Raw genomic sequence first — 14500 nt, forward strand, 5'->3', positions numbered from 1 at the left:
CTTTCGTTTTACGGACGATCGCATCATATCTTAAACTTATCGATCAGCCGTAACAAAGCCTGGGATTGGGTGTGCATGTTTCCGGAGAAAGCGGTGAGGTCGTCCGCGCCGCTCGCGATCTCTTGGGTTCCGTCCGAAATGCTTACGATCGTTTTCGTGATTTCGTCCGTGGCGCGTTTTTGTTCGCGCACCGCCTCCTCGATTTGAATGCTGAACGTCATCAGAGAACTCGCGCTTTGATGGATTTTTTCGGTGTTACGCTCCTGCGTGTTCACGGATTCCAAAACGGTCTTTGCGGAAACTCCGAACATATCCACGGAACTTCTGAGTCTGGCGAGAATGTCGGAAGCCTCTTTCACCTTGCTCGTACCGTTCATCACCGCGCGGTTCGTCGAATCCACGAGTTGACCGATTTCCTGCACGCTGTTCGACGTCTGGGAGGCGAGTTTCGAAATCTCCTCTGCCACCACCGCAAAACCTTTTCCCGCTTCCCCGGCCCGGGCCGCTTCGATGGCGGCGTTTAACGCGAGTAAGTTGGTCTTTTCGGAGATATCCGTTATGATCGAAAGGATCTCGTTGATCCGGGAGGCGCTGTCGCCGATCTCGTCCATCGCCTTCGTGGATTGGTTCATCGAACCTTCGCCCGTAGTGGCTTGTTTTTGGGATTCCCCCGCCAACGAGGAAAGCGATTTCATCTCGTCGTTGATCCGTTCTATCTGTTCCTTAAGAAGAACGACGTTGCCGTCGATGTCCTTCATATGGGAAATCGCCGTTTCCATAGACTTGCCCACGTTTTCCGCGGAAGCCGCCAACTCTTCGATCGCGGCGGAGGATTCCTCCGAAGCGGAAGCCTGTTCCTGCGCGACGTCGTAGAAATTTCGCGAGGCGTCCGCCATCTTATCCGACGTTGAATTGAGCGATTCCGAAGAACCTTTGATTTCCAGAATGATACTTTTGAGGTTGTTCTTCATCCGATCGAGGGAAGACAACAATTTTCCGATTTCATCCCCGCGCGCGTACGAATTGTTTACGATCAGATTTCCGGACGCGATCTCCTCGGAAAAGGAAATGGCGGCGTTGATGCCGTTCGTAATCAATTTTTGGAATATTAGATTTAATACGAGTACTATGATTACCATCGTCAACAAGGAGGAAATCATGGTTTCAAGAACGACCTTGGATAGGTTGATCCAAAAAATGGAATTGGGAACGCTCACTTCCAAGATCCATTTTTTATCGTAACTACCGAGGTAAAACGAATGAAAAAAGTGGGTCGCTCCGTTCCTGTGAAGCGTCAGCAGATCCGGATGGACGCTTCCTTCTAAAATATTTTTTTTCCATTCCGGATCTTGAATTTCTTTTCCGACCAGGGACGGATCCTGTCCGTTCGCCGCATAATATCCCCCCGGAGAAATGAGGCTGATATAACCCTCTCCTTGATACGGACGGATCGGGGCCAACATCTTCTGCATGTTTTCCATCGTGACGTCCATTCCCACGACTCCCGCGAATTGTCCCCCGCGTCGTACGGGTTTCACGACGGAAATCATCAGAATTTCCCGGCCCGAAACCGGATACGAAAACGGATCCGCGATATAATCAAGCCCCGACCGTTTCGGCACGTTGTAAAAATATCCGCTCGTATCCTGGTTTTCGTAGTAGATCACCTGCTCCAACACCAAAGGTTTGTCCGCACCCGCCGCCTTGTTGATGTAAGGGATGAATCTTCCGGTGGAATCGTATCCCAATTTGTTTACGTATTGTGCGTCCTTGGAATCGAATTTGCCGGGTTCGAAAACCGACCAAGCTCCGAAATAATTGGGATCGGATTGTGCGAGATCCTTCAGGGTTTCGATCGTCTCCTCACGAGTCGGCCTTGCATGCGTTAGTTGAAACTCCAGTCCTCTCAAACCACCGAGAGCCTTATCGAAAAAATCCTGGACTTCGAAACCGTATCGCGAAGCGACGAGCGAAGAGGAATCCCGTATATCCTTCGAAAGTTTAAAATAAGTCGCGATCGTGTTCACGGTTGTGATCACGATCGATCCGGCCAAAAGCGCGAGTGAGAGAAATAAGGAAATTCTAAACCGTATGCTCATTGATCTTCCTGATTGATCCTAACTTAAAAACTGTGCGAAAAACCTACGCTAAACCAGAACAAATGCGCGGGGATTTTCTGCAACAAATACGATTCCCGAATCATCTGTCGCAACGAACCGTCTCCAGCGTCCGGAATCAGGGAACTGTTGGAGATCTGATCCAGGATGTATTGATTCACCGGACCGTTCACTTTGGAAGGATCTACGATCAGACCGTCCTTGGTATTTCGGTTAACGTATCCCCCTGTCGCGCCGTAGTAGTTGTCCGTGTCGTACATGTATAAATTGGGTCGATAAACGTGGTTTCCTTTGATGAAAAATTTACCGAAATAAAACGTCAAGCTGCTCGTGATATCCTGAATTCCGTTCCGATTGTCCACGATGTTATTGGACATCGCATAACCGATGTTCACCGCGGGGGTGATCCGGAAAAACTTATCGCTGAAGTATTCGTGGCTGAGATAGAGGGAAAGGTAGTTTTTTCCCGCGGCCAAACTCGCGTTCTCCGCGCTGATCTGCGTATAAAAGGAGATCGTCGGAGTCAGATACGAAAGGAACGGAAGCTGCCAAAAGAAATAATATTCCTGCCAAGCGAGACGGATCACCTGATTGGAATAGTTGTTGGAACTCCCCACACCTTGGGCGGCGAGGGAATTGTAACCGCCGAGGGGAGCCGAAGCGTAAGCCGGGTTTTTGTTGAAGGTATTGTAGAACCAGGTTCCCACCGTAAACTTACCCCAACTCGTTTTTTCGAACGTATAATAGAACGCATAAAATAGACCGTCCGCCCGTCTCATACCGTTTTGTTCCTTATACGGTTTGGGCGTCAAGCCGCCGCAGGTAGGTCCGAGACCCGGAGTACCGTTCAACACGTTATCCTGTGATTGGAACACACAATTGTTGTTCTGAAGATCCGGATCGGCCGGAGTATAAGGACTTCCTTGACCGGGATACGCGGGGCCAGGTCCGCCCGGATACAACTGAAAGCGACCGTCGCTGTCACGGTCGTTGCGTTCGGTCATTTGGAAATTCCCCCAGAACTGAATCATAAATCCCTTTAAGGGAGTGTTGATGTTGATCGTAGGTTGGTAGGAAGGAACGAAAGTGGTCGAAGGATAACTTTCGTTTCGTCTTCGGTTTGCCATCTCACCGGAAAAACTCAAACCGCGCCAGATAAAGTCCGAAACGATCTCGTGTGTGACGTCCACGGTGGTATCGTTGCCGGGAGAGGAAGAATGAGGCGGTTCTCGTTCGATAGGCGTCGCGATTCCGGAATATGGACCGGAATGTCCGTCGGACTTGGAGTTGGCACCGGAAGATTTATCGTTCGCAAAAACGTTCTTCGATTTATCCGAAGGTTTTTCGAGGATCACGCTCACGACGTTTTCTTTGGCGATATATCGGATGAAGTCTTCGTTCTCCGCGAGAAGGACTTTTTCGTCGTCCTCCAAAAGAACCTTCCCCCGATAGATGAGTCCGTTTTTTAAACGGACTATGTCCGCAGCCGCAAGGGAGAAAACTGAAAAAAACGAAACACAGAAAACGAAAGTCACCGCTCTTAACTTCATGATACTCAACCTTATCTTTTTATAGTTTACTTTTTTCGCATACCGGTTCGGAAATAAATTTCCAAAATCGGGAAAGTCCGCCGGTTGTAACCGAGAAGAGAATTACAAAGACAAAAACTAAGAGTAAGAATCAACTCGGAAAAAACTTTTTCTTTCGACGAAATGGAACTCCGTCGTCTATCAAAACGAAGTCACGGAAGATTTTCATACAAAACGAATTGAGACAAATTTGCGTCTTTTTTTGGACAAAACATCCGAAACCGGAAACGGAATACGGGAATATGGAATCGGACTACGGTTTTACCGACCGCAAGGGAGGGATTTACGTAAAACGGAAAGGATGGAAAAACGAAATCCGAAAACGGAATTCCCGAATCATATAGTAAAATCTAATTTTATAATTCATGATTTACGAAACCGAAACCAAGGAAGTAAAAAACGAAAATTCCGAACTCAGGTGTTACCGATTGTGGAAGACATAAAACGGAGAAAGAATAGGATCGGACACCGTAGTTTCGGAATATCGTATCAAGTTATAAACCAAAATCTTTGAACTTCTTCGAAGACCGTTGTAGGAAATATGGATCAGGAACAGAAAAACAGAGAACGATCGACTTCGGTCGATGACGTTTCCGAAATACGAAATCGGATTCTGGAACGTATCCGTCGGGATCGAACGTCCGCGCAGGATTTCGAAACCTCCGTATTTAAAAATAAAACCGTCGCGTCCTCGCACTCCGACGAATGGATCGGTCGTTTTTGCGTCGATCTGGAAACTCTCTGTCTTCGATCCGTCTCCCGAGAAATCCAAACCCGATTGGAATACGACTCCGAAACCCTGAACCGTATGCGACCGACGGATCTTTCGTTTCGTTTTGATTCCAATCGTAACGAAGAATTTTGGGCCGAAACGCTGGCCCGGGTTTCACAGGGCGAATCGGCGGTTTTTCCTTGGATCTTACTTTCGAAATCCGGAAAAATATTTCCCTTACGAATCGAATTGGACCCCGATCCGAATTTCCCCGAACTCGTCCAAGCCCGATGTTACGAAACGAAAGGATACGAAAAAGGATCGGAGGAAAAACGAAAGTTCGAACTCGAACTTACCGAAAAAAAGGCGACTCTTTCCCGTTTTCAAAAATTGTCCGGACTCGGTTCCTGGGAATACGACCTCTCCGATTCCACGATGAACGTCTCCGAACAACTCGCCGAAATCTACGAAAGAAAGGAACTAACCTCCCGGGGCATTTACGCCTTCGACAGAATACACCCGGAAGACCGGGAAAGGGTGATATCCTATTTCGAAGAAGCATTAATAAACGATTATATTCGTGAAATAGAATATAGAATCTCTACTGAAAGCGGAAAAACGAAAGTCCTACTCAATCAGAGCGAACTGATACGAGGCGAAAACGGAAAAATCGTAAAGATCATCGGTTCGGTCATGGACGTGAGCGAAAAAAGGAAGAACGAAAGACTTCTTCAGTTCCGACTCGGATTCGAAACGATCGCGACGGAAGTTTCCAGAAACATCATCAATCTTCCCTCCTCCGAAATAGAAAATACGATCCGCAACGGCATCGAAAAATCGGGCCGTTTTTTGTCTATGAACCGGGCCGTCATCGCCTTCTACAACGAAGACTGTACGGAACGAGTGATCGCGTATGAATGGATTCATCCCGATTCGGAGATCAAAACGAGTTATCTGGGCCGCAGGGAACCGATCGATCCTATGAGTTTTTTCACGTCCGTGATGAAAACGGGACGTATCGCCAAGATAAACTCGATCGACGATCTTCCGCGAAACGCCAAATCCGATCGGGAACATCTGTTGCGGAACGGAACCCAAACCTACATCGCGGTTCCCTTGTTGATCGGAGGCAAACTGAAGGGAAGATTGGGATTCGGCGGAAGCGAAAAAACCTCTTCCAAAGAAAAGGATCTGGACCGTCTGGAAAATCAGCTCCTCGAAAATTTCGCCGAAATCATCATCAACGCGCTCGAACGGAAACGGGTGGAAGAGGAACTAAAACAGGAACGCGATTTATTCTCGTCCATCATGGAGAACACTCCAACCGCGGTCGTGGTGTTGAATCCCGAAGGAAAAATCCTCTACGCCAATCCGAGTTCGGAAACGATCCTAGGAATCCGACCGGAGGAGATCGTATCCAGAAATTACGATTCTCCCGAATGGAAATCCGCTTCCATCGACGGAGAAGAATGGAAGGAAGAGGACCAACCGTTTACGCAGGTGCTCAAAACCGGAAAACCGGTCTACGACATACGTCATTCGATCACCGCGGAGAACGGAGAGAAACGGTTTCTTTCCGTAAACGGCGCGCCCGTCAAAAATCAAAACGGCGAAATCCAATCGCTTGCGTTTATGATCACGGACATCACCAACCAAGTCCTCAAAGAAAGGGATCTGCGGGAAAGCGAAGAACGATACAGAACGGTCGCGGAACAGACGGGAAGTATCGTCTACGACTACGATCTCGCGAGCGGTCGAATCAAATGGGCCGGCGCCATCCGCTCCATCACCGGTTACGATCCGGAGGAATTCCAAAACTTTACCGTGGATACCTGTCAAGGTTCGATTCATCCCGAGGACCTACCCTTCGTATTGTCCTCGTTGCAAACCGCGATGAGCCGGGGAGAACGTTTCCGTTCCACGTATAGATTCAGAACCAAGTCCGGCGAATACACGTTCGTCGAGGACAGAGGAGCGTTTCTTTTCGACTCGAACGGAAAACCGAATCGTATTTTAGGGGCGATGATAGACGTCGCGGAAAAGAAAAAAGCGGAAGAGATGCTCAAAGCATCCGAAACGCGGTTCCAGACGTTTTATCAATTTTCCAACGAAGCCATTCTACTTTTGGAAAAGGGAAAGAACCGAATCTCCGACAGCAACCAAGCCTTCCAAAAACTTTTCGGTTACACCTCCGAAGAGGCGGCCGATCTCAGCATTCTCCGGCTTCTGTCCCGCGATTCCTTGCGGGACCTGCTTCGAAAAAAATTCGTGTTCGGAGGCAAAACCTCGGTCGAGGTAGTCGCAAAAAAGAAAAACGGGAATCTGTTTCCTTCGGTCGTAAGTCATGCGGTGTTCTTCGATAAAGGAAGGGAGTTTTTTTCGATCAATATCATCGACACGACTCCGTTTAAGGAGGCGGAAAAATTGAGGATCGTAAACAACGAAATCCTGGTCCGAAATCGATTGATCGAAATCCAAAAATCCGAACTGGAAACAACACTAGAAAATCTCAAAAAAACCCAATCCCAACTCATACAATCCGAAAAGATGGCCGCGTTGGGCCAGTTGATGGCGGGAATCGCGCACGAAATCAACAATCCGATCGGAGCCGTACAGGCTTCCAGTCAGAACATTCAGGAATGTTTATTTAGATTCCGGAGCCTGCTCCCCGAGGTTCAAACTCTGATGACTTCTTTGGGCCCGGAAAAACGCACGTTATGCGCCGATCTCATAGAAACCGCGATAGCCAGCGGAGAAAATTTCACCGGAATGGAGCAGAGAAACCGCAAAAAAACGATCGCAAGTATATTAGAAAATTTGCGAATACCATTGAAAACCGCGGTCTCTTACGCGGATACTCTCGTGGACATGGGAATCGGCGAACTTCCAGAACGATTCATTCCGCTCTTAGTACTCGAACAGACCCCGTTGATCCTGGAATATACGTCCTTGGAATCCTTCTTTTTCAGAAACACTAAAACGATCCGAATCGCCATCGACCGCATCTCTAAGATTTTATACGCACTCAAAAACTTCTCCCACTTCGACATCGGCGGAGAAAGGACGCTCGCGTCGGTGAAAGAAACCATAGAAACCGTACTGACTATCTATCAAAACCAATTGAAAAAAGGCGTGGACTTGCAGAAGGAATTCGAGGATGTTCCCGCGGTTCTTTGTTTTCCCGACGACCTACTTCATATCTGGACCAATCTCATCTACAATTCCCTACAGGCGATGCAGTTCAAAGGTTCGATTCTGATCCGTTTAAAAAAATTGGAAAAAGAACTGATGGTGGAAGTCCGGGACAACGGACCTGGAATTCCTAAGGAAATCCAGGAGAGGATTTTCGAACCGTTTTTCACCACCAAGGCACCGGGAGAAGGAAGCGGACTAGGATTGGACATCGTGAAGAAGATCGTACAAAAACACGAAGGAAAAATAGAATTGGAAAGCGAACCGGGAAGAACCTCGTTTAAGATCTACATTCCGATCGTATTAGAAACACGACGTTCAACTTTGTAAGGCCGTGGTGATCGTGGAAACGAGCTCGCGTTCGTCCCAAGGTTTTTTGAGATAGGAGCGTAGATTGATCTCTTTTTTCAACGCTTCAATAGAGGAATCGTCCGCGTGACCGGTCACGATCACTTTCTGAATGTCCGGATATTTACTGTGGACCTGTCTGAGAAATTCGTCGCCTTTGACGTTCGGCATCAACCAGTCCGAAATGATGACCAGAATCCGCACGTCTTCGTGCACCAACTCCTCGATGATCTGCCAAGCCTCTCCTGCGTCCAGGGCGGTTTCATAACGATATCCGTCCCCCAAATGCCGTTTGACCTGGGATTTCATACTCATGAGGATCAATGCCTCGTCGTCTACGAAAAGAATCGCCTTATCCAACTTAAATCACTCACCTATTTATTCGACTTGTCGAATTAACAAAAAACGCAAGGCGTTACAGTATTTGGAAAAAAAATAATGGCAAGTCAATTTTGAAAAAAACCATCCGACTCAAACTATAATTTCCGGGATCGGAAGAATTTCCGCGGAAGGTTGCATGATGTAATAACCCTGTGAATATTCGATCCCCAAAGATCGAACGGTGTCGAATTCGTCCTTTTCGGACACGAATTCCGCGATCACCTTTGCGCCGATCCTATGCGACATTTCCGTCATAGCGGAAGTCAATAGATAAGGCGTTTTGTTGAGATGGATTCCCTGGATGAACTTTCCGTCGATTTTGATGAAGTCCGGATCGATCTTCATGAGTCTTTCGAAGTTGGATTGATCGACTCCGAAGTCGTCGATCGCGATCTTACAACCGCATTCCTTCAAATCGCGCAACGTTTCCAAACCTCGTTCCGCTCCGTGAAGACGATCCGTTTCCAAAATCTCCAAAGTCAGGCGTTCGGGTGCGATTCCGTAGTGTTGTAGCCGACTGACTACCCACACTGCGAATCCCTTTTTTTCCAGATCGGATTCCGAGATGTTGACCGAAAGGGAAAAATCCGGATAACGGGAGAAATAGCGGAGCGACTTTTCGATCATGATCGGAGTCAGAAGACGAATGATACCCGTGGACCTGGCGATCGCGATAAAACTCGCGGGGGAATAGATTCGATCCCCTTCCTGAATCCTCGCAAGACATTCAAATTTCGTAATCTTATCGAGTTGGTTGTCGTAGATTCCCTGGAAAAAAGGAATCACGTTGCCCGCATTGATCGCTTCGTTCAATTTTCGTCCCAGAATCAGGTTGATACGATACTGATTTTCCTCTTCCATAGAGTTGGAATAACGTATCGGTTCCGATTCGGAATTCTGAGACGCGTGTATCATCGCGATCCGAGCCTTGTAGTATAGGGAGAAAACGTCCGTGGCGATTCCGACGGACACGTTCATCCGGAAGGAAATTCCCTCCGCCTCCACGTATTCGGATCGAAGCAGGATTCGAAACGCGAGTAAAAGAGAATAAAATTCCTCCTCGTTCACGTTGGACAAAACCGCGACCTCGTCCTGATACAGATGGAAAACCGCGCCCGAAGTTCCCAAAAAAACGGAAAGAGAACCGAGAAACCGATGCAGAACCTTCTGATACACGCCGACTCCGAAATGATGGGTCGTCGCGGTGGACGATTCGATTCGAATGACGGCTAACGTGGAAGGGGTTCCTACGCTTTCCAGTTCTTCCAAAATCTTCCGTAGACTTTCCAGATTGGGAAGCCCCGTTTCCCGATCGAAAAACAAAGTGTTCTCCAATCTACGATTGAGCTCCGAAAGCGAAACGTCCCGAAAATACGACTTGATCGCTTCCCGGATCGTCAAAATCAAATCGTTGGAATCCCAGGGTTTCGAAAGATAACGATACAAGTCGGCGTGATTGAGCGCGTTTCCGACCGCGTCCGCGGAGGCTTGACCGGTAAGCATGATCTTGCGGATTTCCGGACGTTTTTTATGGATCCGAATCAGAAGTTCGTCGCCTTTAACCCCGGGCATCACTTGATCGCAAACCACTACCGGGACATCGATCCCTTCGGAAATGTATTCCTCGAGAATTTCCCAGGCCGACTCCGCGTCCTCCGCGGTCTCGATATCGAATTCGTTGCCGAAGGCGAGTTTGAGTTGCTCCTTCAAGCCGCGGAGAATGATCTGTTCGTCGTCCACGAGCAGTATCACCGGATTCGATTCTCGGTTTTTGTCGGATGGTTTTTCCCATTCATTCATTCGCATCGTACCAAACTTATTTCGAGGATCTTCGAAATTCGACCGCCGTTCTCGTTCACGCGCCCGCGTCGTTTCGATTTCGGAGATCCGGTGCGGAACGTTTTTCCGCATGCCCGCAAAACCGTGTTAGTCCTTCGTTACGAACTTCGTCCCGTGCGGGAACAAGATCGTAGTTCTTCAATTGACAGCGGGGTTTGTAATTGTATTCTTCCTTCTCAGACGCCAATTATTTTTTTGATATCTCCGATTCTTCCGGAAGGTTTTATGATTTTAGTAAATTTTGAAAACGAAAAAGAAATTAGTTTACCTGAAAGTTCCGCTCCCAAGAGCCTGCTGCAAATCAGTTTAGAAAACTCGATTCCTCATACACACGCCTGCGGAGGAAACGCGCGTTGTTCCACTTGCCGCGTGTTGGTTTTGGAAAATCCGTCCCATCTTTCCGCTCCGGAACAAAAGGAAAAGGAACTATCGCAAAAGAAAGGATTTCCGGAGTCGGTGCGACTCGCATGCCAAGCGAAGGTTCAAGGCGATGTGAGAGTCCGCAGAATCGTGTTGGACGACGAAGATTACAACCTCACCATCGCCGGCTCCGCGGAAGTCTCCGGTGAAGAGAAGGACATAGCGATCCTTTTCAGCGACATACGCGACTTCACCTCCTTCTCGGAATCGCACCTTCCCTACGACGTGATCCACATACTCAACCGTTACTTTTATAAGATGGGCGATATCGTCTTAAAACACGGAGGGACGATAGACAAATACATCGGAGACGGGCTAATGGCTCTGTTCGGAACGGAAGGAGGTTCCGCGGAGGAAGTTTGTATCTCCGCTTTACGCGCCGCGAAGGAAATGGAACTGGAGTTGTATTCCCTGAACGAATATCTGAAATCCCACTTTCACATAACGTTCCGGATCGGCGTGGGAGTACATTACGGAACCTGCATATTAGGACAACTGGGACATCCGGCTAACATGTCTTATACGGCGATCGGAGATTCTGTGAACATGGCCAGCAGGATCGAATCGAAAACGAAGAAGGCCGGAGCGACCGTACTCGTTTCAGAATCCTTATACACACCGATCCGCGACCGGGTAACAAAGGGCAGGGTTTTTTCCGCGAAACTCAAGGGAAAAACGGGAGAATACAAACTCTACGAGATCAAGGAAATCCTAAACAAGGCCAGCGTCAACGTATGGGAAGAGGCTCGAAATCAACTCAGAAAAACCGTCCTCGTCCGTGAAACAGGAAGCTGGCTCAAACTCGTGTATCACTCGGCTTGTCTTTTCGATTCGCAACGGAACTGGCTGGGACTCAAGGCCGCGGCGTCCTTTGACGCGTTTCGTTCTTTACCCGAGAACGAGGATTTGAAGTCGAACCTCGATCGACTGCTTCGGTCCAGATTCGACTTCAACGAAAAAAACGGAACCGAATTTTCCTTGGCCGATTTTTTGGCTCTCGCGGGAGCGGTCGCGTTGGAAAAATCGGGCGGCCCTAGGATTCCGATCCTACCGGGAAGAAAGGACGAAACATACGCGGAAATCGAACAGATTCTACCCTTGGGAATGCAAAGCCAAAAGGATCAACTTCCCTGTTTGGACCGAATGAAACTGAATGTCCGCGACTTGGTCGCGATCTCCGGAGCGCGCACCATAGGATGGTTAGGCGGAGAATCCTTTACGGCAAATCCGTATTATTTCGACAACAGTTACTTTCACGTGTTGTTAAAGGCAGGTTTGGAAGGACCTTTGTTGATACCGAACGATCGGGAACTCCTCAAAAACGACGAATCCAGGGCTCTCGTATTGGAATACGCGCTCAATCAGAATCGGTTTTTCGAGGACTTTACGAAGACGTATCTAAAACTCGTTTCTTAGAAATCTTCGGAAATTTTTTTCTTGAACGAATTCGAACAGACTCTACCGTGCTGCTTCTATCCCCTTCGACCCAATGAAACTGAAATAACGAGGAAAACAAATGCAAACCGAAAATCGTTTTGCCGTCGATGCAAAAGGAGAGGAACTCTTTCTCATCTATTTGAAGAACATATTTTTTACGATCATCACGATCGGAATCTACTATTTCTGGGCCAAGGTGAACACGCAGAAATATCTTTTCCGTCACGTGTCGTTCCAAGGACAACGTTTCGACTATCACGGAACGGGTAAGGAGAATTTTATCGGTTTTGTCAAAGGAATCGGAATCGTACTCGCCGTCGCCGCGCTCCTCGCCGGAATCTATTGGCTGGCTTTCCAAATCGGAACCGCAGCGGTGGTCGTAGTGACCCTCTCGGTTTACGCTGGATTTTTATGTGTGATCCCGTATCTTTCGATCGGATCCAGAAGATATTTTCTCAGCAGGACTTCGTTTAACAACGTGCGTTTCCGGTTTACGGGAAGCGTAACCGAGTTGTTGAAAATTTTCATTCCCGGAGCGTTCCTGTCCGCGATCACGTTCGGAATTTATTCCGCTTGGTTTTCCAACAAGTTGGATCGATTTTTTACGGCACACACGCACTTGGGCAACGCGGATTTCAGTTACGAAGGACAGGGAAAGGAACTGTTCAAAATTTATCTCAAAGGGATTCTTCTTTTGATTCCCACAGCGGGAATTTATAGTTTTTGGTTGGGAGCCAACCTGCACAACTACTACTGGAACCGCGTCAAATTTCAGGGAATATCCTTCCGCTCCGATCTCAAAGGAGGGACCTTACTTTGGAACGCGTTCGTATCGACCGCGTTGATACTGTTCACGTTGGGAATCGGAATTCCCTGGGCGTATCTGCGTTCTCTCCGAATGATCGTACAATCCCTCTCTTTGGAAAACTCGCCCGACCTTGCTTCGATCCGCAGCGTCAAGGACCCCGGAGCCAGCGCACTCGCCGACGGAATCCAAGAAGCGGGAGAAGCCTTCAACTCAGTCTTCGGCGGCTAAACATGACCGACCGTCTCTACGACGGAAAAACGGCGTCTCCTTACGAGGGGACGCTTTTTCCGGAAGCCGGGAACCTACGTTTCGTCACACAAGGAACCGACCCGCAAACATTCCATTTTTCTTATAAACATCTCCGCTCCTTGGAAAAATTGGGAGAGGCGTACAGACTTCAATTCGACGATCCAAAAGAAACTAACAACGATTATATACTAACGTTCGAATCCGAGGAAACCGCGGAGAAAATCCGGACATTCCGAAAAAAAACCTTCGGACAAGGAGCCTCGGGTTGGTTCAAACGGTTTTTGTTGTTGCCCGTACTCGTACAGATTCTGTTAGCCGCAATCCCCGCTCTGGGAATCGGATATCTTCTCGTGGTCAAATTGGACAGAACCTACGTATTCGTACCGGAGACCGTGGACCGGTCGCTCGGAGAACTGTTGTCCAAACGGTTTGAAACGGAATATCCGGAATGTAAAAATCCAAAATTAAAACGGGGACTACGTCCCATTACGGAAGCGGTCTTACGTCCCAAAGATCGGGAACGATATACGATCTCGGTTCTAAAAAGTTCCGAGGTCAACGCCTTCGCCCTGCCGGGAGGAACGATTTATCTATTTTCAGGACTATTGGAGGAATCCGAAAGCCCGGACGAAATCGCGGCCGTTCTCGCCCACGAAATAGCCCACGTGGAAAAAAGGCATGGGATCCGGCAACTCATCCGCATCTTGGGAATTTCAATCGTCATCAAACTTTCGGTGGGAATCGGGTTCACCGACATAGACACACTGGAAACGTTATCCGAAATCGCGAACACTCTCGCGATCCTAAGATATTCGAGGGAGTTCGAAGAGGAAGCGGACCTTTACGCGTTTGAGCGGCTCAAAAAATCCGGATTGGGAATCGGAGGATTCGTGGACTTTTTCCAAAGAGAGGAAGACAAACTCGGCAAAAGGGAAACTCCATCCGACGAGCACAAAAAGGAAAACGAATCAAAATGGAACGCCGCCAAAATACTCGATTGGTTCAGCACACACCCGGACAATAAAAAAAGGATAGAAACCGCCAAGGAATATTCCAAAAAAACGAAAATGGGAACGAAACGGATTCGCATCGATCGCTGGAAAACGATCCGCGAAATTTGTAATTAAATTATTTCTGATCCGAAGGTAAATATTCGGAAATCAGCTCCCCCAACTCCCGGTCGAATCGTTCGAAGGATCTTAGGATTTCTTCGAGCAAGACCTCGCCGGTTTTGCCGTCTTCCGAAAAATCCGTATCATTTTCTTCGGCCGCTTCCGCCAGATCGAAAAACTTCATCTCTTTCCCCTTTCCTTCGAATTCTTCGGATCGAAACATTGGAGATTGGAGGAAAAAAAACGTTCCGATCCAACGGAGCTCCGCACTTTTCCGAAACGCGACGGAAGTTTTA

9 protein-coding genes are annotated in these 14500 nt (G+C 48.1%); 4 read left to right on the forward strand and 5 right to left on the reverse strand.

What is annotated here, in order from left to right; genetic code table 11:
• Positions 1-23: 23 nt before the first annotated feature.
• Entirely contained in the window at positions 24-2099 is a 2076-nt protein-coding gene (locus EHQ17_RS08260) for a methyl-accepting chemotaxis protein (protein ID WP_135594917.1), read from the reverse strand.
• A gap of 23 nt (positions 2100-2122) precedes the next feature.
• Entirely contained in the window at positions 2123-3667 is a 1545-nt protein-coding gene (locus EHQ17_RS08265; RefSeq protein WP_135594915.1) for an LA_0442/LA_0875 N-terminal domain-containing protein, read from the reverse strand.
• A gap of 580 nt (positions 3668-4247) precedes the next feature.
• Between EHQ17_RS08265 and EHQ17_RS08270 the strand changes: the two genes are divergently transcribed.
• Entirely contained in the window at positions 4248-7940 is a 3693-nt protein-coding gene (locus EHQ17_RS08270; protein ID WP_135594913.1) for a PAS domain S-box protein, read from the forward strand.
• On the opposite strand, the gene EHQ17_RS08275 is transcribed toward EHQ17_RS08270, so the two are convergent.
• Complete coding sequence (locus EHQ17_RS08275; protein ID WP_100746788.1) at positions 7929-8318, reverse strand: response regulator; 390 nt, start codon at positions 8316-8318, stop codon at positions 7929-7931. The two genes, EHQ17_RS08270 and EHQ17_RS08275, sit on opposite strands and share 12 nt — an antisense overlap.
• A 111-nt stretch (positions 8319-8429) precedes the next feature.
• Positions 8430-10139, reverse strand: coding sequence for an EAL domain-containing protein (locus EHQ17_RS08280; protein ID WP_135594911.1), 1710 nt, complete (start codon positions 10137-10139; stop codon positions 8430-8432).
• A gap of 264 nt (positions 10140-10403) precedes the next feature.
• Here EHQ17_RS08280 and EHQ17_RS08285 point away from each other — a divergent pair, with 264 nt between their 5' ends.
• The 3 genes from EHQ17_RS08285 to EHQ17_RS08295 all read left to right on the forward strand — a co-directional run bounded on the left by EHQ17_RS08285 (position 10404) and on the right by EHQ17_RS08295 (position 14219).
• Positions 10404-12014: a peroxidase family protein gene (locus tag EHQ17_RS08285; RefSeq protein ID WP_135594909.1), complete on the forward strand. Its 1611-nt coding sequence runs from the start codon at positions 10404-10406 to the stop codon at positions 12012-12014.
• Between the two features lie 100 nt (positions 12015-12114).
• On the forward strand, positions 12115-13071 hold the full coding sequence (locus EHQ17_RS08290) for a YjgN family protein (protein ID WP_135594907.1): 957 nt from the start codon (positions 12115-12117) through the stop codon (positions 13069-13071).
• 2 nt (positions 13072-13073) lie between these two features.
• Positions 13074-14219, forward strand: a complete 1146-nt coding sequence (locus EHQ17_RS08295; RefSeq protein WP_135594905.1) for a M48 family metallopeptidase — start codon at positions 13074-13076, stop codon at positions 14217-14219.
• Position 14220: 1 nt separating this feature from the next.
• On the opposite strand, the gene EHQ17_RS19765 is transcribed toward EHQ17_RS08295, so the two are convergent.
• The gene (locus tag EHQ17_RS19765) at positions 14221-14427 is read right to left on the reverse strand and encodes a hypothetical protein (protein WP_135594903.1); all 207 of its coding nucleotides are present in this window, start codon (positions 14425-14427) and stop codon (positions 14221-14223) included.
• Between the last annotated feature and the right edge of the window lie 73 nt (positions 14428-14500).

This window comes from Leptospira gomenensis (genome assembly GCF_004770155.1).
In the GTDB taxonomy this organism is placed as follows: Bacteria; Spirochaetota; Leptospiria; order Leptospirales; family Leptospiraceae; genus Leptospira; species Leptospira gomenensis.

What these genes read in the sequence shown, in the direction of transcription:
- EHQ17_RS08260 (WP_135594917.1), bottom strand. Translation starts at nt 2,099, where the DNA reads ATGAGCATACGGTTTAGAATTTCCTTATTTCTCTCACTCGCGCTTTTG.
- EHQ17_RS08265 (WP_135594915.1), bottom strand. Translation starts at nt 3,667, where the DNA reads ATGAAGTTAAGAGCGGTGACTTTCGTTTTCTGTGTTTCGTTTTTTTCA.
- EHQ17_RS08270 (WP_135594913.1), top strand. Translation starts at nt 4,248, where the DNA reads ATGGATCAGGAACAGAAAAACAGAGAACGATCGACTTCGGTCGATGAC.
- EHQ17_RS08280 (WP_135594911.1), bottom strand. Translation starts at nt 10,139, where the DNA reads ATGAATGAATGGGAAAAACCATCCGACAAAAACCGAGAATCGAATCCG.
- EHQ17_RS08285 (WP_135594909.1), top strand. Translation starts at nt 10,404, where the DNA reads ATGATTTTAGTAAATTTTGAAAACGAAAAAGAAATTAGTTTACCTGAA.
- EHQ17_RS08290 (WP_135594907.1), top strand. Translation starts at nt 12,115, where the DNA reads ATGCAAACCGAAAATCGTTTTGCCGTCGATGCAAAAGGAGAGGAACTC.
- EHQ17_RS08295 (WP_135594905.1), top strand. Translation starts at nt 13,074, where the DNA reads ATGACCGACCGTCTCTACGACGGAAAAACGGCGTCTCCTTACGAGGGG.
- EHQ17_RS19765 (WP_135594903.1), bottom strand. Translation starts at nt 14,427, where the DNA reads ATGTTTCGATCCGAAGAATTCGAAGGAAAGGGGAAAGAGATGAAGTTT.